This is a genomic window from Mesorhizobium huakuii (assembly GCF_014189455.1).
In the GTDB taxonomy this organism is placed as follows: Bacteria; Pseudomonadota; Alphaproteobacteria; order Rhizobiales; family Rhizobiaceae; genus Mesorhizobium; species Mesorhizobium huakuii_A.
Map to the genome: position 1 here is coordinate 4975148 of NZ_CP050296.1, position 25038 is coordinate 5000185.

Consider the following 25038-nt stretch of genomic DNA (forward strand, 5'->3'; position numbering starts at 1 on the left):
TTCTGGCGCCTTGATCAAAAAATTTATTAAGTCATTGATTCAATACACAATCATTGATTGGCTGGGGCGCCAGGATTCGAACCTGGGAATGTCGGTACCAAAAACCGATGCCTTACCACTTGGCGACGCCCCAATAGCCGTCAGAGTCGCTTGTGCGGCGCGTTATTAGCAGAGCAGCCGAAAAGCACAATCCTTATGGCGATGGCAAGAACGCTCAAATCCAGCAATCCACAAAAGCCGCCAGATCCTGCCCGAGCGGGCTAAAGCAATTCCAGGAAAAGTGTGGGCGGTTTTCCGTCCGGAATTGCGTCAAAACAAAGAGTTAGAGCGGTTCGCCGTTTCCGTGAAACGGTGAACTGCTCTAGTCACCCCAGACAGCCAGTTCATTGCCGGCCGGATCGATGAAGTGGAAGCGCCGGCCCCCGGGAAACGCGAAGATCGGCTTGACGACCGTACCGCCTGCACTTTCGACGGCGCTCAGCGTTTCTTCGAGGTTGTCGCTATAGAGCACAGGCAGCGGCTTGGCCGGTGCTTCCGCGGCATCGGCCTGGAAACCGCCATCCAGGCCCTCGGCAAAGGCTGAATAGGTCGGCCCGTAGTCGGTGAACGACCAGGCAAAGGCAGAACTGTAAAAAGCCTTCAACCGGTCCAGCCTGCCGCCGGTCGCCGGCATTTCCAGATAGTCGAGTTTTCCAGTCAGTTTCATGGGGCACCTCTTTGTTCCCTTTATGTTCTAGTCTTCGGACCCTGAGGTGGCAAGTCTTTTTGCCGCATGTCCGGGCGAGGCTTTCTCTTAATCGATTGTAGCGGCAGGGCGGCTTTGCCGGCGCTTGCCTTTCGCACTGCAGCATCATATCGCTCCAAAGTCGGACCTGGGTGGAACTTTCCGTTTCGCCAATCTTTCCAATCTCCTGCAACCGGAGAGCAAAGCATGACCAAATGGGTTTTCACCTTTGGCGATGGTGCGGCGGAAGGCCGTGCCGGCGACAAGAATCTGCTGGGCGGCAAAGGCGCCAATCTGGCCGAGATGTGCAGCCTGGGCCTGCCGGTACCACCGGGCTTCACCATCACCACCGAGGTCTGCAATGCGTATTATGCCAATGGCCGCGCCTATCCGGCGGGGTTGGAAGCCGACGTCGCGGTCGCGCTCGATCACATCGGCCGGCTGACCGGCCGCCGGTTCGGCGATCCGTCGAAGCTGCTGCTGGTTTCGGTGCGCTCCGGAGCCCGCGCCTCGATGCCGGGCATGATGGACACCGTGCTCAATCTCGGCCTCAACGACGAGACCGTCGAGGCCCTGGCCACCGATTCCGGCGATGCGCGGTTTGCCTATGACAGCTACCGCCGCTTCATCCAGATGTACTCGGACGTGGTCATGGGCCTCGATCACGAGGTGTTCGAGGAGATACTCGAAGACCAGAAGGCCAGCCTCGGCCACGAGCTCGATACCGAGCTGACGGCCATCGAATGGCAAGCCGTGATCGCGCTCTACAAGGCCAAGGTCGAGGAAGAGCTCGGCAGGCCATTCCCGCAGGACCCGCAAGAGCAGCTCTGGGGCGCCATCGGTGCGGTGTTCTCGAGCTGGATGAACAACCGCGCCATCACCTACCGGCGTCTGCACGACATTCCCGAAAGCTGGGGCACGGCGGTCAATGTCCAGGCCATGGTGTTCGGCAATATGGGCGAGACCTCGGCCACCGGCGTCGCCTTCACCCGCAACCCGTCGACCGGCGAAAAGCAGCTTTATGGCGAGTTCCTGGTCAACGCGCAGGGCGAGGATGTCGTCGCCGGCATCCGCACGCCGCAGAACATCACCGAGGCCGCCCGTATCGCCGCCGGCTCCGACAAGCCGTCGCTGCAGAAGCTGATGCCGGACGCCTTCCAGTCTTTCGTCACCATCTCCGACAGTCTGGAAAAGCACTACCGCGACATGCAGGACCTCGAATTCACCATCGAGCGCGGCAAATTGTGGATGCTGCAGACCCGGTCGGGCAAGCGCACCGCCAAGGCGGCGCTGAAGATTGCGGTCGAAATGGCCAGGGACGGCCTGATCACCAAGGAGGAAGCCGTCGCCCGCATCGATCCGGCGTCGCTCGACCAGTTGCTGCACCCGACCATCGACCCGAAGGCCGCGCGTGACGTCATCGGTGTCGGTCTGCCGGCGTCGCCCGGCGCTGCCACCGGCGAGATCGTGTTTTCCTCCGGCGATGCCGAGGACCTCAAGGCGCAAGGCCGCAAGGCGATCCTGGTGCGCATCGAGACCAGCCCCGAGGACATCCACGGCATGCACGCTGCCGAAGGCATCCTGACCACGCGCGGCGGCATGACCAGCCATGCGGCTGTTGTCGCGCGCGGCATGGGCAAGCCCTGCGTGTCGGGTGCCGGCTCGCTGCGCGTCGACTACAAGGCGGGCACGCTGCTCTCGATGGGACAGACCTTCCGCAAGGGCGAGATTATCACCATCGACGGCGGCAACGGCCAGGTGCTGAAGGGCACCGTGGCGATGCTGCAGCCGGAGCTGTCCGGCGATTTCGCCGCCATCATGGAATGGGCGGACGCCGTGCGCCGCATGAAGGTGCGTACCAACGCCGAAACACCGCTGGATGCCCGCATGGCGCGCTCCTTCGGCGCCGAAGGCATCGGGCTTTGCCGTACCGAGCACATGTTCTTCGATGGCGACCGTATCGTCGCCATGCGCGAGATGATCCTGGCCGACACCGAGAAGGACCGGCGCACCGCCCTTGCCAAGCTTCTGCCCATGCAGCGCTCGGATTTCCTCGAACTGTTCGAGATCATGGCCGGTCTGCCGGTGACGATCCGCCTGCTCGATCCGCCGCTGCATGAATTCCTGCCCAAGACCGAGGCTGAGATCGCCGAGGTTGCCGCCGCCATGAACGTGTCGCCCGACAAGCTCAGGCAGCGCACCGAAGCGCTGCATGAATTCAACCCGATGCTCGGCCATCGCGGTTGCCGCCTGGCCGTCTCCTATCCCGAGATCGCCGAAATGCAGGCGCGCGCCATTTTCGAGGCCGCTGTCGAGGCCGGCAAGAAAGCCGGCGCACTGGTGGTGCCCGAGATCATGGTGCCGTTGGTCGGCCTGGTGAAGGAACTCGACTATGTGAAGGCGCGCATCGATGCGGTCGCCAAGAGCGTCATAGAGGAGACCGGCGTCAAGATCGAGTATCTCACCGGCACCATGATCGAACTGCCGCGCGCGGCGATCCGCGCCCATATCATCGCCGAGTCCGCCGAGTTCTTCTCCTTCGGCACCAACGATCTTACCCAGACCACTTTCGGCATCTCGCGCGATGATGCGGCGTCGTTCCTGGAGACTTACCGCCAGAAGGGCATCATCGAGCAGGACCCATTCGTCTCGCTCGACATAGACGGCGTCGGCGAACTGGTGCGCATGGCCGCACAAAAGGGCAGGGCGACGCGGCCGGAGATCAAGCTCGGCATCTGCGGCGAACATGGCGGCGACCCGGCATCCATCCGTTTCTGCGAGGAGGTCGGTCTCGACTATGTGTCGTGCTCGCCCTATCGCGTGCCGATCGCCAGGCTGGCGGCCGCGCAGGCCGCGGTCCAGGCGGCGAAAACGGGGCGCGGATAGGGGGAACAAAGCTTACGGTTTTGTATGAAAACTCACGCGAACGTGCTGAAGGTATTGCGTAATCTCGACATTGTTCCTGCCCAATTTGCGGACGGCCCGCCAATTGTCCCCGGAATCACATGTTGCAGATCTCACCCGCGCCGTTCCGCTCGATCCTGGTCATTCAAACGAAGTTCATCGGCGATATCGTCCTCGCCTCGACGCTCGCCAGGAACCTGCAGCTCGAATTCCCCGGCGCCAGGATCGTCTTCCTTTGCGAAGCGCGCTTCAAAAGCTTCGTGGTCGCGCATGGCATCGCCTCCGAAGTGGTCACGTTCAGCCGATCCCGCATGCGCGGCTCCCCGCTTGAGCGCGCAAAAGAGCTCTATGCCATGGTGCGGGAGTTGCGCGGCTTCCGCTTCGATCTGGCGATCGACCTGACCGATTCCAAGACCTCGCGCCTGGTCAGCGGGCTCGTCAACGCAAAGACGCGGGTCGGCTACAATCCTCCCGAAAGGCCGCTGAAGCTCCTGGAGCGGCAGCCCGCCAATCTGTTTGCAAAACCGCAGGGGTTTGGCGGCCAGCATTTTGTCTATCGCTATCTTTCGCCCCTTGAGGCGCTCGGCATCGATCTGCGTGTGACGGTGCCGAGCCTTCAGCCGCTGCCATCGGAGACCCTGAAAGCCCTGGCGCTTCTGGGCAAGCATCGTCTCAACCCAAACGGCTTCATCGCCGTGCATGCGGGCGCGAGCTTCAAGGGCCGGCAGTGGCAGCCGGAACGGTTTGCCGAGGCCATCGACGAAATCGTAGCCGACAGCGGATTGGGCATTGCTCTGGTGGGAGGGCCGGACGAACGCGAGGCCGCCGCGCGGATCATAGCCAGGACGGCGGCGCCGGTCGTCGACCTTGTCGGGTCGCTATCGCTCGAGACTTTGCTGGCTGTCCTCAAACAGGCGCGGCTGTTTCTTGGCAATGAGAGCGGCCCGATGCATATGGCGGCCGCCACGGGCACGCCGGTTGTCGGGCTTTTCGGCCTGACGCATCCGTCGCGCTGGGGGCCTGTCGGCGTGCCCAGCATCGGGCTGCGGCCGCCGATGCCGTGCGACTGTGTGGCCAAGGACTTGTGCCGCCCGAAGGACCCCAGCAAGGCGTGCTGCGTGTGGCGCCTGGAGGTGAAGCCTGTCGTCGAAGCGGCGCGCGAGCTCCTGGCGCGCACAGAGATGAGGCGGGAACGCGCTGTCTGAACGGCGATCAATCGTTGAGGGCTACCGAATGGCTCGTGCAACCACGCGGGCGGTCAAATTGCCGCGCCAGGCATTTTTCTGCTATCCATCGTCCCGATTTCCGCCTTCATGCGAGTCTTTGGATACCGGCTTGAAATCGCCAGTCTCGAAAATCAACGGTCTTCAAAAATCGCAAGTCAGGAATTCGGTTTGATGCGTCTGCTGCAAAGACATCTCTGCATGATTGCCATGTCGTTGGCGGTGGTATCCAGCGCCCATGCCGCGACTCTGGTCGAGCCGACGCTGCGCATCAAGCCCGCGGCAAGCGGAGCCGGCCGCGTTGCGCTCACGCTCGATGCCTGCGGCGGACAGACCGACACACGCATTCTCTCGGCGCTGGTGGAAAACAAGATCCCGGCCACCATTTTCGTCACTGGCATCTGGCTGAAGCGCAACGCCGCGGCGGTCGAGATCATGCGGGCGCATCCCGACCTTTTCGAACTGGAAAATCACGGCGGGCGCCATATCCCTGCGGTCGACACGCCGCAGAAGATCTATGGCATAAAGAGCGCCGGCAGCCCGGAGGCCGTGCTGGCCGAGGTCGAGTCGGGGGCGCGGCGCTTGCCAGGACCGGTGAGCCGGCACCGAAATGGTTCCGCGGCGCGACCGCCGAATACAGCCCCTCGGCAATCGCGATGATCCGCAAGCTCGGCTTCAAGATCGCCGGCTTCTCGATCAATGGCGATGGCGGCTCGCTGCTGGGCGCCAAGGAAACCACCAGGCGTATCGCCGCGGCCAAGGACGGTGACGTCATCATCGCCCACATCAACCAGCCGACCCACGCTGCCGGCGAGGGCGTGGTTCAGGGCCTGCTGGCGCTCAAGGACAAGGGCATGACCTTCGTGCGCCTCGACGATGCCGATGGCACGGGCAATCACGGCACCACCGACTAAGGGTGCGCCTGACCTGAATCTCAACGCACCCCGATGCGTTCGGGTCGGAGCGTTCAGCCCGGCTCGGCTTCGATGCTGACCTTGCTGGCGTAGAACGCGCCGTGGTCGCGGATTTCGGTCATTTCGTCGAAGGGCCGCTCGTAAGCCCACATCGCATTCTGACCGGTTTCGCCGGCAGGCAGCACGCTCCAATAGCTGGCGTCGCCCTTGTAGGGGCAATGGGTCGAGTGCTGCGTGCTGCTGAGCTTGTCGAAATCGATATCGGCGAACGGAATGTAGAAGGCCGGGGAATAGGGAGCCTCCGTCAGCACCTTGGCCTTGCTGGATGACGCGATGACTGTATCGCCGGCGCGCACGGTGACGGTGCCGATATAGGGCTCGATGGTGATGATCTTGTCGGGATTGCGCTGGAAACCGGGTGCCGGGTTGGCGATCTTGTCCATGCTGTTTTCTCCTTACCTCGCCCCGTAAGGTGTGGCGGGTAAGGCTGTTGCGCAAGGTCCGTTCACATCACGAAAACCGGCGCCGGTCGCCGAGGCGTGGCGCTACAGCGCTTTCGGGCGTCCGCCGAGGCTCAGGCGGCGGTCTTGAATGCGTCCATCAGTCCGGCATAGGCGGCCGCGATGCCCGCCACCGGGTTGCTGCTCCTCGAAACGGTCTCGACTTTCAGCGAGCCGCCGCCGGTCGGCAATGTCAGCAGAAGGAATTGGCGATTGCCACCAGCGCCGACGGACGCCGCCGCGACGTGCTGGCCTTCTCCTTCGTTCTGGACGCACATCTTGAAAAGCAGCGTGCCGCCGACCGCTTCGAGCGCGCCGCCGACAACTTCAACAAATTCGTCTTCGGAAACAGTCTTTTCGTCCGGCCCCAGATCGGCCAGGCTTTCGGCAAGTGTGCTCTCAAGCACTTTGTCGTCGAGCTGCGTGTCCATGCGAACCTCTTTCAGTCGCCAATCGCACCCCTTTGCCCGTTAACGAAACTTAACGCGGACGATGGCCGGATTGTGGCGGATTTCCCGGTCATTTCGCAAGGCAATGCCGCAGCAATGGTGGTTTGGACCCTCCTGCCATCTCGATGGCACGAGGGATCAGCAGCCTGAAATCCAAAACATACCAGAATTCAAACGCTTGCCGTTGCGGAACGGGCTCTGAAATTCGTGTCCCGCGCAAGCGGGTGACTGGACAATCCGACGGTTCGCTTCACAATGCGCCAAAGCTACGACGCAAAATGCGCGAGGGAGGAGGAACGAGATGCTGGGGCTGATGCAGGAATGGCCGCTGCTGTGCCACAAGCTTATCGACAACGCTGAACGGCAGCATGGGGTGCGCGAGATCGTGTCGCGCTCGATCGAGGGACCGATCGTACGCACCACCTATGCCGACATTCATCGTCGTTCCCTCAAGGTTGCCCAGCGGCTGGAGCGGGACGGCTATGGGCTGGGCGACCGCATCGCCACGCTGGCCTGGAACACGGCGCGCCATATCGAGGCCTGGTACGGCATCATGGGTGTCGGCGCGATCTATCATACGCTCAATCCGCGCCTGTTTCCCGAGCAGATCATCTGGATCATGAACCATGCCGAGGACAAGGCCGTCTTCGTCGACCTCACCTTCATACCGTTGCTCGAGAAGATCGCCGGTGCCGTCAAATCGCTGAAAAAGGTGATTGTGCTGACCGACAAGGCGCACATGCCGCAAACGACCTTGCCCAATGCCGTCGCCTATGAGGACTGGCTTGACGAGGTCGATGGCGATTTCGCCTGGAAGACCTTCGACGAAGGCACCGCCGCCGGCATGTGCTACACATCGGGCACGACGGGCGATCCCAAGGGTGTCGTCTACAGCCATCGCTCGAACGTGCTGCACGCCATGATCGCCGCCATGCCCGACGCGATGGGCTTGTCGTCGCGCGACACGATCCTGCCGGTGGTGCCGATGTTCCACGCCAATGCCTGGGGCCTTGGCCAGAGCGGCCCGATGATCGGCGCCAAGCTGGTCATGCCCGGCTGCAAGATGGACGGCGCCTCGATCTATGAATTGCTCGACACCGAGAAGGTGACCTTCAGCGCCGCCGTGCCAACCGTGTGGATGATGCTGCTGCAATATCTGGAGGAGACCGGCAAGAAGCTGCCCTATCTGAACAAGGTCGTCATCGGCGGCTCGTCCTGCCCGCGCGCGATCATGATGAAATTCCAGGACAATTACGACGTCCAGGTCATCCATGCCTGGGGCATGACCGAAATGTCGCCGCTCGGCACGCTGTGCACCTTGAAGCCCGAATATGACGATCTCCAGGGCGCGGCCCGGCTCGATGTCCAGCAGAAGCAGGGCTATCCGCCCTTCGGCGTCGACATGAAGGTGACCGATGACGAGAACAATCCGCAACCCTGGGATGGCAAGACCTTTGGCCGCCTGAAGGTGCGCGGACCGGCCGTCGCCCGCGCCTATTACGGTGGCGTCGGTGCGGAGCAGTTCGATGAGGACGGCTGGTTCGACACCGGAGACGTCGCCCATATCGATGCCGGCGGCTACATGCAGATCACCGATCGGGCCAAGGACGTCATCAAGTCCGGCGGCGAATGGATTTCGACCATCGACCTTGAGAATCTGGCCGTCGGCCATCCGGACGTGGCGGAAGCAGCGGCCATCGGCGTCCATCACTCGAAATGGGGCGAGCGGCCCTTGCTGGTCGTCGTTGCCAAGCCGGGCAAGGAGCCGACCAAGGCGGAGATTCTCGGCTTCATGGATGGCAAGGTGGCCAAGTGGTGGATGCCCGACGATGTCGCTTTCGTCGGCGAAATACCGCATACCGCCACCGGCAAGATCCAGAAGATCACCTTGCGCCAGCAGTTCAGGGATTATCGCTTGCCGACGGATTGACGGGATGTTGCGTGTTTCGGCTTCAAGCCGCCGCGAAAATTCACTAAACCTCCGTCCGGGTTGGGGCAACGCAGAGAACAATGGTTAGCATTCCCGAACGGCGAACGTCGAAGGCTGCCGGCTGGTCGCGGCGCACCGGCGCATTTTCAGCGGTGCTTTTGCTGACCGACTTTGTCGGCCACCGCTTCGATCTCATCGAAACGCCGGTGTTCCTGTGGGTGCTGGGCCTTGTCGCGCTGCTGGCGGCGCTGGCGCTGCTGTTCGCCGCCTTTGCCTTTTCGAGGCTATGGAAATTTGGTGACCGCGGTGGCCGCGACCTGACCGTCGGCGCCTTGCTGGCACTGCTGGTGCTGGTCCCCTATGGCGTCGCCGCCTACTGGGCGACGATCTATCCGCCGCTCCGGGACATCACGACCGATTTCGATGATCCGCCCGCGCTCGACGTCAGCGACCGGACGAAGGACATGAATGTGCTCGTCCCATCGACGCCGGGCGAACAGCGGCTGCAGGCCGACAGCTATCCGCTGGTCACCGCGCGCAGCTACGACCTGCCATTCGAGACGATCGTCAATGCCGTCGAAACCGTGCTCGACCGGCGCAGCTGGGAGCTTTCCGAGCCCTATCCCGACCTTGCCGGGCAAAGTGACGTGACCATCACCGCCGTCGCCAAGGGCTTCGTGCTTGGCCTTCCGGCCGATGTGGCGATCCGGGTGACGGACGACGGCGATACGGTGATCGTCGACATGCGCTCTGCTTCGCGTTACGGCCGCTACGACCTTGGCGACAATGCCCAGCGCATCACAGATTTCCTGGCGGAATTGGATCAGGAAGTCGCCGGCCAGGTCGGGGCGGCGCCTGCCGAGTGAAATCCAGAACATCTTGCAGCCAGGCGGATTTGCGCAGTGCCGCACAAATGTGGCTTCAGTCTGCAAGCGGACTATTCGGCCGGCTCGAAGCTGCCTTGCAGCAAGATCGTCGCGACCGGACCAAGCGGATTGGCGATCCGGCTCTCGAGGACCTCGATGAGTTTGTGCCCGACATCTGCCATGTCCACGGAATGAACGCCGATGTTCGCCGGCAGGAAGCGCGCCAGACGCGTGTTGTCACGGGTGACGATGTGAACGTCACGGCCCGGCACCAGACCCCGTCTGCCGAGAGCGTGCAACGCGCCCAGAAGCCCCAGTTCGTTGGCGCATGCCAGGCCAGTGGGAGGATCTGACGACGCCAGCAGGCGATCGAACCAGGCCGCGCTCGATTCCATTGTGAACGTGCCGTCACCGATCAGCGATTGGTCGATCGGGATACCGGCCTCGGCCATCGCCCTTCTATAGCCGGCGAGACGCGTGGCGCTCGCCTGATCCTTCTGCACGAGAAGTTGTAGAGCAATGCGTCGACAGCCCTTGTCCATGAGCCGCCGCGTCGCCTCATAGGCGATCTGTTCATTGTCGATATCGACATAGGGATAGGCGATGTCCAGGTCGGTTCTTCCAAAAGCGACGAACGGTATGCCCTGATCCAGCAGCAGCCTGACGCGCGGATCGTCCGAGACCATGCGCGTGATGATCAGACCGTCCGCGCTGTGCGCCTGAAGCAGGCGCTGCACGCTTTCGACGGGATCGTCGTCGGGCGTGGTGGAATAGATGGACAGACTATAGCCCGCTTGCCGCGCCGCCAGCGTCAGTCCTTCGATCAAAGGAAGCTTCGCGAGATCCGACAGGTAGTCGCGTGTTTCCATCGGCAGCACCGCCGTCAGCGTCAGGGTCTGTCCGGTTTTCAGCGCGCGGCCGTGATGGTTCGGGACATAGCCGACCCGCTTCGCCACCTCCTTGACGCGCGCCACGGTCGAGGGATGCACCTCCGGCCCGTCCTTCAACGCGCGTGATACCGTGGTCACCGAAAGGGAAAGTTCCGCCGCGATCTGTTTTAGATTGGCCATGTCGCCCGACTTCATTTGCGAAAGCGCCGGCTGATTTGCTTGGCATCGTAACGTTACCGGATTCGACCCGGGGGTCAAATCCGGGCTCGCCGAAACTGACCGAGTTCGCCTGAAAGCAGCTTGACTCTGAGGCATTTCGCGGTAATCGTAACGTTACGATTTCAAAAAAAGGCCACATAAGGCGATATTTCGGCGAATCCTGGAGGAGAACACATGTCCCGGTTACTACGCATTTCGTTGGCGGCGATCGCAGTCTCGGCCGCCGTGCCCGTCTATGCCCAATCAGTCACCATCACGACCGCGGGCGGCGATTATGGCAACGCCATGAAGGAGGCGATGTGGGCCCCCGCCGCAAAGGAACTTGGCTATGATGTTCGCGAGGAAACGCAGAGCGATGGCCTTGCCGCTTTGAAGATGCAGGTCACCGCGGGTGCGGTCACCACCGACATCATCCACCTCGGCTCGCCGGAAGGCGCCCAGGCGGCCGCCCAGTCGCTGCTGGAGCCGCTTGACTACAAGATCATCGATCCCAACTCCGTGCCGGCCGGCGCAAAGTCCGATTACTGCTATCCTTTCGACTCCTATGGCACCGTCATGTCGTGGAGCACCAAGACCTATGGCGAGAATCCGCCAAAGACCTGGGCGGAGTTCTGGGATGTTGCCAAATTCCCGGGCCGTCGCGCGCTGCGCGCCAATGCGCAGGACCTGATCGAGATCGCGCTTCTCTCCGACGGCGTGGCGCCGGCGGACGTCTATCCCACGCTCAGCACGCCCGAGGGCCTGGCGCGCGCCATCAAGCGGCTTGAAGCGATCAAACCGAGTGTCTCCGTGTGGTGGACCTCCGGAGCGCAGTCGGCGCAATTGCTGAAGGACGGCGAGGCGGATCTGGTCGTTACCTGGAATGGGCGAGCCCAGACGGTGAAGGCGGATGGCGGCTCGGTTGACTACACATTCAAAGGTTCCGTCATCGGCACGGACTGCCTTGGAGTGCCGAAGGGAGCGCCGAACAAGGAAGCGGCCATGAAGCTCATCGCGGCGATGACGCAGCCCGCACGCGTGGCGAAGCTGACCGACTTCATCGCCTATGGTCCGGTCAATCCTGCCGGCTATGAGGGTGGTCTTATCCCAAAAGATCGTCTGAAAACCCTGGCGACAGCGCCTGAAAACGCCGGCACCTCGGTGTTTTCGAACGCTGACTGGTGGGTCAAGAACGGCGAGGCCGCTCAAAAAGCCTTTGATGAAATGATGAGTCGCTGAGTCTATGGTGCATCAGCTCTAGACGTTCGAGCCCTCATGAAGTCGCTCCCGATCACCATCGACAGCGTGCGCAAGACCTATGGATCTTACGTCGCGCTGGACGATGTATCGCTCGACATTCGGGCTGGCGAATTCTTGACGCTGCTGGGGCCGTCCGGATCGGGCAAGACCACTTTGCTCATGGCTCTGGCCGGGTTTGTCCGGCCCGATTCCGGCAAGCTTCTGTTGGGGGATCGGGACATCACCCGCCTGGCCCCCAACAAGCGCGACATCGGCATCGTATTCCAGAACTATGCCCTGTTTCCCCACATGAACGTCCTGGCGAATGTCGAGTATCCGTTGGCGCTGCGTAAGACGCCGAAAGCGGAGGCTCGGCAGCGGGCGCTTGACACCTTGGCCCGCGTGAAGCTCGAAGGTCTGTCGGAGCGCAACATTGCCGCGCTGTCCGGCGGCCAGCGCCAGCGGGTGGCGCTGGCGCGAGCCATCGTCTTCGAACCACGCGTGATGTTGATGGACGAGCCGCTGTCGGCGCTCGACAGGAATCTGCGCGAAACCATGCAGTACGAGATTAGGCGTCTGCATGATGATCTGGGGATAACCACGATCTATGTGACGCATGACCAGCGCGAGGCGCTGACCATGTCCGACCGGGTTGCCGTGATGAATTCCGGCCGCATCCAGCAGATCGATACGCCGCAGCGAATTTATGATCGTCCGTCGACCCGCTTCGTCGCGCAGTTCATGGGCGAGGCCAACATTCTGGCCCCGGGCTCAGTGCGCACAATCGACGGCGGCGATGCATCACACGAAACCCTGATGATCCGCGCGGAAAGCTTCCACCTGGATGCCAGGCTCGCCGGGCCAGGCGCAGTGGCGCTCGAAGGAATGCTCCGCGCCAAGGCGTTTCGCGGCGAGAACTGGCTTTTGACGTTGGCACCTGACGGTGGGCAGGAGGTTCTTGTCTGCATTCCGTCGGCACTTGCCGGCGGCTGCGCCGAGCTTGCCACCGGTCAGCGGGTGACCGTGTTTGCATCGGCAGCGAAAGCTCACGCCATACCGGGAGCGATAGCGTGACCATCGCCGCCGATCCTGCGCTCGCCGCCGATGCGCGAAGCGAACGGCGGTTCTTCCTTGCGCTTTCGCTACCGGCGCTTCTCATCGTCGGACTGGGGGCGATACTGCCCATCCTCTGGATTATCCGGCAGTCCTTCCTGACCACGGGGGACGAGTACACTGTCGGCAACTACGAGAAGGTGCTTTCGAGTGGACTGACATGGTCGGCACTCATAACAACCGTTGAGCTGTCCCTGGGGACGCTGGCGTTCTGCATCCTTCTAGGCACCCCCTGGCGCTCGCCCTGGCCAGCGTCAGGCCAAGGGTGGCCAATTTGCTGATGGCCTTCGTCATGCTGCCGCTGTGGACCTCCATTCTGGTGCGCACTTATGGCTGGCTGGTGCTGTTGCGGCGCGATGGCCTGATCAACGCGGCTTTGACGGGCTCGGGAATGACAGGGGAGCCATTGCCGCTGGTCTACAACTTCACGGGAACGCTGATCGGCATGGTCCACTACATGCTGCCGCTCTTTCTGCTGCCTGTTTATGCCGCGATGCGCGATATCGACGCAAACCTTGTTCGCGCATCGGCGAGCATGGGAGCGACGCTCGGGCAGGCGATCCGCACCGTTATTCTGCCCCTTTCGGCCGGCGGCATCGTCTCGGGTTCGATGATCGTTTTCATCTACACCATAGGTTTTTTCATCACGCCGGCGGTGCTGGGCGGCGGCAAGGTAAATCCTCTTTCCATCCGGATCGAGCGCACGCTGTCGACCTTTCAGGACTGGGGTTCGGCGAGCGTCCTGGGCATTCTGCTGCTCGTTCTCATGGCGCTGGTCGGTGCGATGTTCCTGGTGGCGCGCCGACTGGTGGCGCGCAACAAAGTCGGTGCGGCTCATGCTTGAAGCCTATCCCGACAACAGGCTGGCCCGCATCTTCCTGTGGGGCTTTTCCGCGCTGGCAATGGCTTTCTTGATGCTGCCGACGCTGGTGGTCGTGCCACTCTCCTTTTCGGCGTCCGATCTTCTCGAGTTTCCGCCGCGCGCATACTCGTTGCGCTGGTACGAGAATTTCTTCGGTTCGGCGACGTGGATGGCCGGACTGAGGACGAGCCTGATCCTTGGGACGTTGACGGCGATGGTCGCGGTGCCCCTAGGGTTGCTGGCCTGCATCTCGATCAACCGGCTCGGCGGAAAGACCGCCTCAGCCATCCAAGGTGTACTGCTCGCCCCCTCCATCGTGCCGGGAATCCTGCTTGCGATCGGCCTCTTCTTCGTGCTGGCGGCGCAAGGCCTGGTCGGAACGCTGTTCGGCGTGCTGGTCGGACATGTGGTGCTGGCCATTCCGGTGGCGTGCATTGTGCTGTTGCCTGCCGTGGCCCGCTTTGACTGGAACCAGGTCCAGGCGGCGCGCAGCCTTGGTGCGGACTGGGCGAGGGCCATCGGCGGAATAATCGTTCCGCAACTTCAAATCAGCCTGTTGTCGGCGACACTGATGGCCTTCCTGACGTCACTCGACGAGTCCGTCATTTCGATCTTCGTCGCCAGTGGTCGCAACAGCACCCTGCCGAAGCTCATGTTCCTGTCGCTACGTGATCAGATCGATCCGACCATCGCGGCGATCTCGACATTGTGGACCGCCATCGTCGTGGTCGTCGTCCTGATCGTGACCCTTCGCCAAAAATCCTGACCGAGACTGGAAACATGCCTGCCCATCATCACGCAACCTCCGATCCGACGGATCAACCCACGGACATACCCCAGGTGGGGTTGGCGATCATCACCGGGTCGGCAAACTGGGGGCTTGCCTTCCCGGAAGATGTCCCGGTCGACGGCGTGCGCACCTTGCAGCGCGACATGAGTTTTGAAACGCCTTTCGGCCGCACCGACAACTGGAAGCTGCTCGAGTTCGATGCGTCGATTACCGCCGAAGGCAAAACGAAACGCGCCTTGTGCATGTATTCGCACGGCAATCCCCGCGACCATATCGATCATTCCTGCCATCGCCGCGCGTTCTGGGTGTTGATGCGCGCGGGTGTCCGACAGGTCCTGTCCTGCTCGACCATTGGCGCCGTCAACAAGGCCATCAAGCCCGGTGACATGGTGGTGAACGCCGATATTATCGAACTGACGCAGACGCCGTTTTCGCTGCTTCCTGGCCGCCAGAGCTTCGACTGCTCGGGCAAGCAGATCGTATGTCCAAGATGCGCGGCGGTTCTGGTCGAAACCGCCCGCCGTCATTGGCCAGCCGAATGCCGTGTTCATGGCATCGAACAGCAGTTGGTCGCCGCTCACTGTTACGGGCCGCGGCTGACGACCCCGGCCGAGGCCCTGGCGTTCCGGAGCATGGGGGCGGATGTGCTCAACCATTCGATCGCCCCCGAAGCCACCTTGTCGCGAGAGATCGGCGCGTGTTTCGTGCCTTTGGCGTTCGTGACGGCAGGCTTCAACGACTATATGGACCGCAATCGCCAGCAATTGCTGCAGGAAGACGTGTTGCCGAACCTGTCCATGACAGCCTCGCGGGTCGCGCTGGAAACCGCCGCACGACTCCCGGCCGATCCGGAATGCTCTTGCCAGGGTTTGAAGTCGCCTCAACCAGAAGAACGGTCCAGCCGGTTCTGAGGCAGGGCGGTGCAAGGTCGTGGCGAGGTCTTGGATTAGCCAGCCAGCATGAAAATACCGTCAATGGCAGGGGCGGCTTCCGTCGACACCATGCCGCGCGCCACCAGGTCCTCGAGATGCGCAAGCACCGACAGTCCGGCGGCGCCATGCAGCCGGGGATCGGTGTCGCGATAGATTGCCTTGACCATGTCGGGAATGGTCCGGTCGCCGGCCCTGACCCGCTCCAATATGGCCCGCTCGCGCATCTTGCGATGCGTCTTCAACCCGCGCATGAAAGCGCGCGGCTTGGTCACCGGCCCGCCATGGCCAGGCAGCAGCAGGCTGTCATCGCGCGCGATGAGCCGGTCCAGCGATGCCATGTAATCGGCCATCGCTCCGTCCGGCGGCGCGACGATGGATGTCGCCCACGCCATGACATGATCGGCCGAAAACAGGATGCCGGTTCCTTCCAGCGCGAACACCGCATGATTGGCGGTGTGGCCGGGGGTCAGAACCGTGCGGATCGCCCAGCCGTCGCCGTCGACCAACACATTGTCTGGCAGCGCGATGTCGGGAACGAAAGCGGTGTCGGCGCTGGCGTCGAGCGCATTGGTCTCGCCGATATGCAGCGCCCTTGCCGGCCGGTGCGGCCCCTCCGCCATCACCGTAGCGCCGGTGCGCTCCTTGAGCCGTGCCGCCAGCGGCGAATGGTCACGATGCGTGTGGCTGACGAAGATATGGCTGACCGGCCTGCCGGCGATCACGTCGAGCAGGGTCTGAAGATGTGCCTCGTCGTCAGGCCCGGGATCGATCACCGCCAGCGTGTCGCGCCCGACGATATAGCTGTTGGTGCCGTGAAAAGTGAAGGGGCTGGGATTCCGGACCGTGACGCGCTGTACGTCCGGTGCCACGTTCACGCCCTGGCCGTAGCGCGGATCGAAGCTGGTATCGAATTTGAGAGCCATATCGGCACATTGTTCCCGCAACGGCAAAACCGATTGCCGCATAGCACGCAAGCCAATATAGGAAAACGCTGAGACCGCGATTATCGGATCGCGACAGACCGGATTGGGGAAGACCATGGCAACTGCAACGACGATGCGCCCGCTTGTTTCTCTGGCTTTGCCGCAAGAAGGCGCGGCGCGACTGGCAACGCAGCTTTTCCTGGCGATTGCCGGAACGCTGCTGCTGACCTTGTCGGCCAAGACCAAAGTGGTGCTTGGCCCCGTCGATATCTCGATGCAGACGCTCGCCGTCCTCCTGATCGCCGCCGCCTTCGGCATGCGCCTCGGCGTCGCCACGCTGCTGCTCTACATGGCGGAAGGCGCGATGGGCTTCCCGGTCTTCCAAGGCACGCCTGAGAAGGGCATTGGCCTTGCCTACATGGTCGGCCCGACGGGTGGCTATCTCGCGGGCTTCGTGGTCATGGCGGCGATTGTCGGCTGGGCCGCCGATCGTGGCTGGGATCGCCACCCGATCAAGCTTTTCAACGCGATGCTGGTTGCCGAGGTGGTGATGATGGCGATGGGCTTTGCCTGGCTGGCGCTGCTCATCGGTCCGGAAAAGTCCTGGCAGTTCGGCGTCGTGCCGTTCGTTGTCGGCGACCTGATCAAGGTTGCGCTGGCGGCCAGCCTTGTGCCGGCCGTGTGGTCGCTGCTGAAGCGCTCCTGAGGTCTGCGGTAAGCTTGGCGTGCCATAGACGTCAGGGATCCAGTCCCAAGGGCGGGCGCTTCCGATGAAGGTTCTGGTCACCGGCGCCGCCGGCTTCGTAGGCTATCATGTCGCCAGGCGGCTCCTGCAGCGTGGCGACGAGGTTGTCGGCATCGACAGCGTCAACGACTACTACGATCCGGCGCTCAAGCAGGCGCGGTTGCGGCTGCTGGCCGAGGCAAGCCGAAGCACCAATTCCGGCTATCATTTCATCCACGGTAATCTTGCCGACAGGGGCATCGTGGACGGCTGCTTTGCCGACCACGCCTTCGACCGGGTGATCCACCTCGCCGCCCAGGCCGGGGTGCGCTACAGCCTGGAAAACCCGCGCGCCTATGTTGAAAGCAACATCGTCGCTTTCACCAACATGCTGGAGGCCTGCCGCAATGGCGGCATAGCGCACCTGACCTATGCCAGCACTTCGAGCGTTTACGGCGCCAACACCGACATGCCGTTTTCCGAGCACCGTCCGGCCGATCATCCGCTGCAGTTCTATGCCGCGACCAAGCGCGCCAACGAACTGATGGCGCACAGCTACAGCCATCTGTTCGGGCTGCCGACCACGGGGCTGCGTTTCTTCACCGTATACGGCCCCTGGGGGCGTCCTGACATGGCGCTGTTCCTGTTCACCAGGAGCATCCTGGCTGGCGAGCCGATCAAGCTGTTCAACAACGGCAACCACACGCGCGACTTTACCTATGTCGACGACATCGCCGAAGGCGTGATCCGAGCCAGCGACAGTCCTGCCGCTGGCAACCCTGCCTGGGATTCCGGCCATCCGGACCCGGCAACGAGCATCGCCCCCTGGCGCATCTTCAACATCGGCAACAACAATCCGGTGAAGCTGACCGCCTATGTCGAGGCGTTGGAAAACGCGCTCGGCCGCAAGGCCATCATCGAGTTCTTGCCGCTGCAGGCCGGCGACGTGCCGGACACCTTCGCCGACACCTCGGCTCTGCAAGACGCCGTCGGCTACCGCCCCGGCACGTCCGTGTCCGACGGGGTAGGGCGGTTCGTCGAGTGGTACCAGGCGTATTTTGGTAACGACTCTAGGATATAAGCCGGCGCTGGCAGCAGCTTTTTCAGGGTGTAGTATGGCTACCACTGCTGCCGAGGGGATTTGGGCATGTCGGGGAGAGCTTCTTGAAAGGAATTATCCTTGCGGGAGGTAGTGGAACGCGCCTTTATCCGCTCACGCTGGCAGTCTCTAAGCAAATTCTTCCGGTATACGACAAGCCGATGATCTATTATCCGCTGAGCGTACTGATGCTCGCGGAAATACGCGAAATCCTGGTTATTTCGACGCCGCGAGATCTGCCCGTCTTTCGGGATTTGCTCGGCGACGGATCGGATTTTGGGCTGGATATCTCCTATGCGGAGCAGCCGCACCCCAATGGGCTTGCCGAAGCTTTCATCATCGGCCGCGACTTTATCGGCAGGGACAGCGTGTCGATGATTCTGGGCGACAACATCTATTTTGGCGACGGGCTGTCGCAGCTTTGCCGCACCGCCGCGTCGCGCGACACCGGCGCCTCGGTGTTCGCCTACCGTGTCGATGATCCTGAACGGTATGGCGTCGTGTCCTTCGACAAGGCCACCGGAACCGCGCTGACGATCGAGGAAAAGCCGCAAAAGCCGAAATCCAACTGGGCCGTCACGGGGCTGTATTTCTACGACAACACTGTCGTCGACATCGCTTCGGCCATTCGGCCTTCGGCCCGCGGCGAGCTCGAGATCACGGCGGTCAACAATGCCTATCTCGATCGCGGCCTGCTGCACGTGCACCGGCTGGGGCGCGGCTATGCCTGGCTCGACACAGGGACGCATGACAGTCTGAACGACGCGTCTTCCTTCGTGCGCACGATTGAACATCGGCAAGGGATCAAGGTCGCTTGCCCGGAGGAGATCGCCTTCGAGCAGGGCTGGCTGACGGCAGAGCAAGTGCTGCAACGCGCGACCCGGTTGGGAAAAAATGAGTATGCCGCCTATCTGCGCCGGCGCGTCGCCGATCTGTCGGAGGGCTGAGCGTTGGAGATCAGGTCACTCGGCCTCGAAGGCGTGCTGGAAATCGTTCCAAAGCGGCATGGCGATGCACGCGGTTTCTTCATGGAAACCTACAGTGCCGAGCGATTCGCGCAGGCTGGGATAAAATTGCATTTCGTGCAGGACAACCATTCCTATTCCGCGGCGGCAGGTGTCTTGCGCGGGCTCCATTACCAGCTAGCGCCCCGCACCCAGGACAAGTTGCTGCGCGTGATCCGCGGCCGGGTCCTGGACGTTTGTGTCGACATCCGCCGCGGTTCGAAAAGCTTTGGGAAATGGATGGCCCACGAGATTTCGGCCGAAAGGGGCAACCAGATTCTCGTGCCGAAGGGCTTTGCACATGGTTTTGTGACGCTCGTGCCCGACACCGAGGTCCTCTACAAGGTCACCGACACCTATTCACCCGAGCATGAACGCTCGATCCGTTTCGATGATCCCGCCATCGGTATCAAGTGGCCGTCCATCGCTGGCGGGTTCCAGCTTTCGGACAAGGACCTTAAGGCGCCGATGCTTGCTGCCGCAGAGGTGTTTGCCTGATGAATTTCCTGGTGACAGGCGGGGCTGGCTTCATCGGTTCGGCGGTGTGCCGGCATCTGTGCGCCAATCCGGCCTACCGGGTGACCAATCTCGACAAGCTCACCTATGCCGGCAACGTGGCCTCGCTGCGCCAGATCGAGAACGCGCATAATTATCGCTTCGCCCATGCCGATATCTGCGACGAGCGGGCTGTGCTTGACATACTGCGCCGTGACGATATCGACATCGTCATGAACCTCGCCGCCGAGAGCCATGTCGACCGTTCGATCGACGGGCCTGGCGCCTTCATCGAGACCAACATCGTCGGCACCTACCGCATCCTCAATGCGGCGCTCGAATATTGGCGCGGCCTTGCCGACGACCGGAAAAGCCGCTTCCGCTTCCATCATGTCTCCACCGACGAGGTGTTCGGCGATCTGCCTTTCGACGGCGGCATGTTCGTCGAGGAGACGCCTTACGCACCGTCCTCGCCCTATTCCGCCTCGAAGGCAGCCTCGGACCATCTGGTGCGGGCCTGGCACGAGACCTACGGCCTGCCGGTCGTGCTCTCCAATTGTTCGAACAATTACGGCCCCTATCATTTTCCCGAGAAACTGATCCCGCTCGTCATCCTCAACGCGCTCGACGAAAAGCCGCTGCCGATTTACGGCGCCGGCGCCAATGTGCGCGACTGGCTGTTCGTCGAGGATCATGCACGGGCCTTGGAGCTCGTCGCCACCAAGGGAACGCCGGGCGAAAGCTACAATGTCGGCGGCAATTCGGAACGGACGAACCTCACCGTCGTCGAGACGATCTGCGACCTGCTCGACATCAGGCGTCCCCGCAGCGGCGGCAAGCGCTATCGCGAGCTGATCTCCTTCGTCACCGACCGTCCCGGCCACGACCGCCGCTACGCCATCGATGCCTCCAAGATTGGCCGCGAACTCGGCTGGGCGCCCAGGGAAAATTTCGACAGCGGTCTGGCCAGGACCGTGGACTGGTTCCTCGACAACAAATGGTGGTGGGGGCCGATCCGCGAACAGCGCTATGCCGGTGAGAGACTGGGCGAAGCGCGCAAGGGTGGCGCGTGAGGCTCGTCGTCACCGGACGCGACGGCCAGGTCGCGGCAAGCCTGCTGGAGGCCGGCCAGGCGCACGCCGGCGTGGAGGTCGTCGCCATCGGCCGCCCGGAGCTCGATCTGGCAAGACCCGAGACCGTCATCGACGCCATCGCGGTTGCAAAGCCGCATATCGTCGTGTCGGCCGCCGCTTACACGGCGGTGGATCAGGCCGAGGACGAGCCCGATCTAGCCTTTGCGGTCAACGCAGCCGGCGCCGGCAAGGTGGCTGAAGCGGCAGCGCGGCTCGGCGTTCCAACCATCCACCTTTCGACTGACTATGTCTTCGATGGCAGCGCTTCTCGCCCGTATCTCGAGACCGACGCGACGGCACCGCTCGGCGTTTACGGCGCCTCCAAGCTCGCTGGTGAACAGGCGGTGGCTGCTGCCGGCCCGCGCCACCTGATCCTGCGTACCGCCTGGGTCTACAGCCCGTTCGGCAGGAATTTCGTCAAAACCATGCTGCGGCTGGCCGCCGATCGCGACGAGATTTCGGTGGTGGCCGATCAATGGGGCAATCCCACCTCGGCGCTCGATATCGCCGACGCCATCCTGCATGCGGCGGCGATGCTGCATGGCGACAAGAGCGTCAGTGCGTTCGGTACCTATCATCTGGCCGGCACGGGTGAGACCAACTGGAGCGGCTTTGCCCGTCATATCCTGGACACAAGCCGGGCGTCTGGCGGCCCTTGGGCTGATGTGCGGGATATTGCCACCAAGGACTACCCGACCAAGGCGCGGCGTCCTGCCAATTCGCGGCTGTCGAGCGCGAAATTCGCCGCCATATTCGGATGGAGCGCGCCGGAATGGCGAAAATCCACCGAGCGGGTCGTGCGCCGCATCCTGGATCGTCCGTGAAGAACTCGCGGTTCCAATCAGCGCTTGATTTGCCTACTCGCTAGGCTTGGTCCGTAGCCTTCACGGTCGCTGCCGCCTGAATCCCCTGCAGCGTGTTGAAATCGAACTCGGTCCCGCGTCCGAGATTGACAAGCCATTGCGCGAAACCTAAGCACGGGCAACTTGGGTGTCAGGTGGGGGCTTGGCAATTCACGGAGAGCTTCTTGAAAGGAATGCTCCTTGCTCGAGGCAATGAGAACCGGCTGTACCCAGTAATATTAGCGGTCTCTAAGCAAAAACTGCCTGTATATGAAGATCAGGTCGCTGGCTTTGATCTATAGTAGCGCGCTGTCCGATGGTGTCGCTCACCAGCCTTCATGCTGTCGCAGGCTTGGACAGGTGAGGGGGCTTGCCGCAATTCGTGCCGGGGCGGCATTGCTGGAAAAAGGTAGCTATCCGTGACTTTGAAGTTCGGCACCAGCGGGCTGCGCGGTCTCGTCAGCGAGCTCAGGGGACCACCGGCGCGCACTTATACAATTGCGTTCGCACGCATGCTTTTGGGGCGTGGTGTCTTGAGCGCGGGCGACAAGATCCTTATTGGACGTGACCTTCGCTCTTCCAGTCCCGAGATTGCGGGGATTGTCCATGCCGCGATCGCCGAAGCCGGTTTGGAGCCGGTCGATTGCGGCGCCTTGCCGACGCCGGCACTCGCCCTTTATGCCACCGGCAAGAACGCCCCGGCGATCATGGTGACCGGCAGTCACATTCCCGACGACAGGAATGGGCTCAAATTCTACCGGGCAGACGGTGAGATCGACAAGCGCGATGAGCTCGAGATTGTGGGAATCCACGCGGGCTTGCAGATAGCCGATCGATCGCAGCCGTCCGTTGAACCCGTACAGCTGGGCTCCGAACCGTCAGCAGGCTACAGGGATCATTTTCTTGGCTTCTTTCAGCCGGGTAACCTCTCCGGTCTCCGTGTCGGCGTCTACCAGCACTCGTCCGTGGCCAGGGACATCATTGTCGATATGCTTCGTGCGTTGGGAGCAGAGGCGGTCCCCCCTGGGCAGGTCCACGCATTTCATTCCGGTGGATACCGAAGCGCTCAGGCAAGAGGATCTATCGCTTCTCAAAAACTGGGCGGCGACGGAGCCGTTCGATGCCATTGTGTCCGCCGATGGCGATGGCGACCGGCCGCTTGTGGCGGATGCGCATGGCGGTTTCGTACGCGGCGACCTGATCGGCGCGATCACGGCGCGTTTTCTCGATGCCGACTGCGTCGTCACCCCGGTCAGTTCCAATTCTGCCCTGGAGCGTTGCGGGCATTTCGCAACCGTGCTGCGCACACGCATAGGCTCGCCCTATGTCATCGAAGGTATCGGCACGGCCCTCGCTCAAGGGGCGAAATGCGTCGTGGGGTTCGAAGCAAATGGCGGCGTTCTTCTGGGTTCATCCGTTGAGAAGGATGGCCGCACGCTCGCAGCCTTGCTGACCCGGGATTCGCTGTTGCCAATTCTCTGTGCGCTTTCAACGATTGCGGCGACAGGTCGCCCGCTCGCTGAGATCGCGGCCGGTTTCGGATTCCTCGCCGCGGCCAGTGGCCGGCTTGAAGGCGTTTCGGCGGAAGACAGCGCGTCTTTCCTCAAAAGACTGGCGACGGATGCCGCCTATGCCGGCACTCTTTTCGAGATTCTCGGGGGCGTCGCTTATATTGACAATCGCGACGGCGTGCGTATCACCGCCCGCAACGGAGAGGTCGTTCACTTCCGTGCGTCCGGCAACGCGCCCGAATTGCGATGCTACATTGAGGCAAAGACAGAATCTCGCGCAGACGAATTGCTCGGTTGGGGTCTTGACCTCAGCCGAACTCAAATCCTGGAAAGCTGAAGTTTGACCAATATCGTTCCTGTCATCATAAGTGGCGGTGTCGGTTCCCGCCTCTGGCCTATTTCTCGTGCGTTGCACCCAAAACCCTTTATTCCTTTGCCGGGAGGGGGAACCCTCATTCGCAGGACCTACGCCCGCGCGGCTGGACTTGCAGGCGTTGATCAAATTGTGACGGTCACCAACCGCGATCTGCTGTTCCTGACGGCGGACGAATATGCGGAGGTGGTGGCGCCAGACGTAAAGAACACGTTCCTGCTGGAGCCTTTCGGTCGTGACACGGCAGCCGCGGTCGCGCTTGCCGCGTTGCAGGTCGCGCGCGACGATCCGGACGCGGTTCTGGTTGTGCTGCCCGCGGATCACCTGATCCTGGACGAAGCCGGCTTTGGTGCGGCCGTGGCGAAGGCGGCGGCGATCGCGGCCACGGGACGGATCGTGACCTTTGGCATGAAGGCCGAGAGCCCTGAAACCGGGTTTGGCTATATCGAGGCCGAGGGAGATACGGTCCTTCGGTTCGTGGAAAAGCCGAATGCGGAACGAGCGGCCCAATTTATCGCCAGCGGTCGTTTCTTCTGGAACTCGGGCATGTTCTGTTTTGCGGCCCGCTCGATGATCGCCGCGATGCAGGAACTGTGTCAGGATGTGCTCTCCAATGCGCGCGCAGCACTCGAGAAGGCCAGGACAAGCGGTGCCGCGGACCGCACCACTGTTGAGATAGACAGGGATGCCTTCGCGGCCGTCCCTGCTGTTTCCATCGACTATGCGGTCATGGAGAAAGCGAAGAACGTAGGTTTCGTGCCCTGCAACTTCGATTGGTCCGATATCGGCTCATGGAACGTTCTGTCGAAGCTTGTTCCAGCCGACGACAGCGGCAACCGCACCACCGGCGAAACGATGCTCCATGATGTGACGAACTGTTACGTGCACAGCGAAGACCGGCTTGTAGGTCTTGTCGGCGTCTCGGATCTGTTGATCGTCGACACGCCGGATGCGCTTCTAATTGCCCACAAGGACAAGGCGCAGGAAGTCAAGGATCTCTACAATCGCCTCAAGACGGAGGGGCATGAGGCGGCAACCGTGCATCGCACCGTGCATCGCCCATGGGGCACCTACACGGTCCTGGAGGAAGGGCCGCGCTTCAAGATCAAGCGCATCGAGGTAAAGCCGAACGCGCGGCTCAGCCTTCAGGCGCATCATCACCGCTCCGAGCACTGGGTGGTGGTGAGCGGGACTGCGAAGGTCGTCAACGGCCAGAGTGAAATCCTGCTGGCGACCAACCAGTCCACCTATATCCCCTGCGGCCACAAGCACCGCCTCGAAAATCCCGGCATTCTTCCGCTCGTCATGATCGAAGTGCAGAGCGGGGAATATCTTGGCGAAGACGATATCGTGCGGTTTGATGATGTCTATGGCCGCGCGTGACCCGAAGACAACCCATC

At 62.2% G+C, this 25038-nt stretch carries 22 protein-coding genes, 1 tRNA gene and 2 pseudogenes; 19 read left to right on the top strand and 6 right to left on the bottom strand.

Annotated features, from left to right (window positions below; all coding sequences use genetic code 11):
• Positions 1–58: 58 nt before the first annotated feature.
• A tRNA-Gln gene (locus HB778_RS23955) sits at positions 59–133 on the bottom strand.
• Between the two features lie 228 nt (positions 134–361).
• Positions 362–706, bottom strand: a complete 345-nt coding sequence (locus tag HB778_RS23960; RefSeq protein ID WP_183457523.1) for a VOC family protein — start codon at positions 704–706, stop codon at positions 362–364.
• 225 nt (positions 707–931) lie between these two features.
• Between HB778_RS23960 and ppdK the strand changes: the two genes are divergently transcribed.
• The 3 genes and pseudogenes from ppdK (at position 932) to HB778_RS23975 (ending at position 5765) form a co-directional block, all read left to right on the top strand.
• Positions 932–3610: a pyruvate, phosphate dikinase gene (ppdK, locus tag HB778_RS23965; protein ID WP_183457525.1), complete on the top strand. Its 2679-nt coding sequence runs from the start codon at positions 932–934 to the stop codon at positions 3608–3610.
• 119 nt (positions 3611–3729) lie between these two features.
• On the top strand, positions 3730–4833 hold the full coding sequence (locus HB778_RS23970; RefSeq protein ID WP_183457527.1) for a glycosyltransferase family 9 protein: 1104 nt from the start codon (positions 3730–3732) through the stop codon (positions 4831–4833).
• 192 nt (positions 4834–5025) lie between these two features.
• Positions 5026–5765: pseudogene (locus HB778_RS23975) on the top strand (polysaccharide deacetylase family protein).
• A gap of 53 nt (positions 5766–5818) precedes the next feature.
• Here HB778_RS23975 and HB778_RS23980 read toward each other — a convergent pair.
• Both HB778_RS23980 and HB778_RS23985 read right to left on the bottom strand, forming a co-directional pair.
• Positions 5819–6208, bottom strand: coding sequence for a DUF427 domain-containing protein (locus HB778_RS23980; RefSeq protein WP_183457529.1), 390 nt, complete (start codon positions 6206–6208; stop codon positions 5819–5821).
• 131 nt (positions 6209–6339) lie between these two features.
• Entirely contained in the window at positions 6340–6696 is a 357-nt protein-coding gene (locus tag HB778_RS23985; RefSeq protein ID WP_095198636.1) for a hypothetical protein, read from the bottom strand.
• 319 nt (positions 6697–7015) lie between these two features.
• Between HB778_RS23985 and HB778_RS23990 the strand changes: the two genes are divergently transcribed.
• Entirely contained in the window at positions 7016–8644 is a 1629-nt protein-coding gene (locus HB778_RS23990; RefSeq protein ID WP_183457531.1) for a fatty-acid--CoA ligase, read from the top strand.
• 80 nt (positions 8645–8724) lie between these two features.
• A complete protein-coding gene (locus HB778_RS23995) occupies positions 8725–9510 on the top strand; it encodes a DUF1499 domain-containing protein (RefSeq protein WP_183457533.1) in 786 nt (261 codons plus the stop codon).
• A gap of 71 nt (positions 9511–9581) precedes the next feature.
• On the opposite strand, the gene HB778_RS24000 is transcribed toward HB778_RS23995, so the two are convergent.
• Positions 9582–10580, bottom strand: a complete 999-nt coding sequence (locus tag HB778_RS24000; protein ID WP_183465204.1) for a LacI family DNA-binding transcriptional regulator — start codon at positions 10578–10580, stop codon at positions 9582–9584.
• A 213-nt stretch (positions 10581–10793) separates the two neighbouring features.
• On the opposite strand from HB778_RS24000, the gene HB778_RS24005 reads away from it, so the two are divergent.
• The 6 genes from HB778_RS24005 (at position 10794) to HB778_RS24025 (ending at position 15513) form a co-directional block, all read left to right on the top strand.
• Entirely contained in the window at positions 10794–11837 is a 1044-nt protein-coding gene (locus HB778_RS24005; RefSeq protein ID WP_183457535.1) for an ABC transporter substrate-binding protein, read from the top strand.
• A gap of 36 nt (positions 11838–11873) precedes the next feature.
• Complete coding sequence (locus HB778_RS24010; protein ID WP_183457538.1) at positions 11874–12911, top strand: ABC transporter ATP-binding protein; 1038 nt, start codon at positions 11874–11876, stop codon at positions 12909–12911.
• Positions 12908–13231, top strand: coding sequence for a hypothetical protein (locus HB778_RS41615; RefSeq protein WP_244661590.1), 324 nt, complete (start codon positions 12908–12910; stop codon positions 13229–13231). Before HB778_RS24010 ends, HB778_RS41615 begins: the two co-directional genes overlap by 4 nt.
• A complete protein-coding gene (locus HB778_RS41620; protein ID WP_244661591.1) occupies positions 13231–13794 on the top strand; it encodes an ABC transporter permease in 564 nt (187 codons plus the stop codon). Before HB778_RS41615 ends, HB778_RS41620 begins: the two co-directional genes overlap by 1 nt.
• Positions 13795–13864: 70 nt before the next feature.
• The gene (locus HB778_RS24020; protein ID WP_244661592.1) at positions 13865–14578 is read left to right on the top strand and encodes an ABC transporter permease; all 714 of its coding nucleotides are present in this window, start codon (positions 13865–13867) and stop codon (positions 14576–14578) included.
• 14 nt (positions 14579–14592) lie between these two features.
• Positions 14593–15513 carry a 5'-methylthioadenosine phosphorylase gene (locus tag HB778_RS24025; protein WP_183465205.1) on the top strand — a complete coding sequence of 307 codons (921 nt, stop codon included), beginning with the start codon at positions 14593–14595 and terminating at the stop codon, positions 15511–15513.
• Positions 15514–15548: 35 nt separating this feature from the next.
• Here HB778_RS24025 and HB778_RS24030 read toward each other — a convergent pair whose 3' ends face one another.
• Positions 15549–16457 (bottom strand): MBL fold metallo-hydrolase, encoded by a 909-nt coding sequence (locus HB778_RS24030; protein ID WP_183457540.1) that lies wholly within the window; start codon positions 16455–16457, stop codon positions 15549–15551.
• Between the two features lie 115 nt (positions 16458–16572).
• On the opposite strand from HB778_RS24030, the gene HB778_RS24035 reads away from it, so the two are divergent.
• From HB778_RS24035 to HB778_RS24070, 8 genes and pseudogenes are all read left to right on the top strand, one after another.
• Positions 16573–17163, top strand: a complete 591-nt coding sequence (locus HB778_RS24035; protein ID WP_183457542.1) for a biotin transporter BioY — start codon at positions 16573–16575, stop codon at positions 17161–17163.
• Positions 17164–17227: 64 nt separating this feature from the next.
• On the top strand, positions 17228–18262 hold the full coding sequence (locus HB778_RS24040) for an NAD-dependent epimerase (RefSeq protein ID WP_183457544.1): 1035 nt from the start codon (positions 17228–17230) through the stop codon (positions 18260–18262).
• Between the two features lie 83 nt (positions 18263–18345).
• Positions 18346–19227 (top strand): glucose-1-phosphate thymidylyltransferase RfbA, encoded by an 882-nt coding sequence (gene rfbA / locus HB778_RS24045; protein ID WP_183457546.1) that lies wholly within the window; start codon positions 18346–18348, stop codon positions 19225–19227.
• A gap of 3 nt (positions 19228–19230) precedes the next feature.
• Positions 19231–19782: a dTDP-4-dehydrorhamnose 3,5-epimerase gene (gene rfbC, locus HB778_RS24050; protein ID WP_183457548.1), complete on the top strand. Its 552-nt coding sequence runs from the start codon at positions 19231–19233 to the stop codon at positions 19780–19782.
• Positions 19782–20852 (top strand): dTDP-glucose 4,6-dehydratase, encoded by a 1071-nt coding sequence (gene rfbB / locus HB778_RS24055; protein WP_183457550.1) that lies wholly within the window; start codon positions 19782–19784, stop codon positions 20850–20852. The genes rfbC and rfbB overlap by 1 nt, the downstream gene beginning before the upstream one ends.
• Positions 20849–21736 (top strand): dTDP-4-dehydrorhamnose reductase, encoded by an 888-nt coding sequence (rfbD, locus tag HB778_RS24060; protein WP_183457552.1) that lies wholly within the window; start codon positions 20849–20851, stop codon positions 21734–21736. Before rfbB ends, rfbD begins: the two co-directional genes overlap by 4 nt.
• Before the next feature lie 437 nt (positions 21737–22173).
• Positions 22174–23602 (top strand): annotated as a pseudogene (locus tag HB778_RS24065) (phosphomannomutase).
• Between the two features lie 3 nt (positions 23603–23605).
• Positions 23606–25021, top strand: coding sequence for a mannose-1-phosphate guanylyltransferase/mannose-6-phosphate isomerase (locus tag HB778_RS24070; protein ID WP_210308037.1), 1416 nt, complete (start codon positions 23606–23608; stop codon positions 25019–25021).
• The last annotated feature ends 17 nt before the right edge of the window (positions 25022–25038 follow it).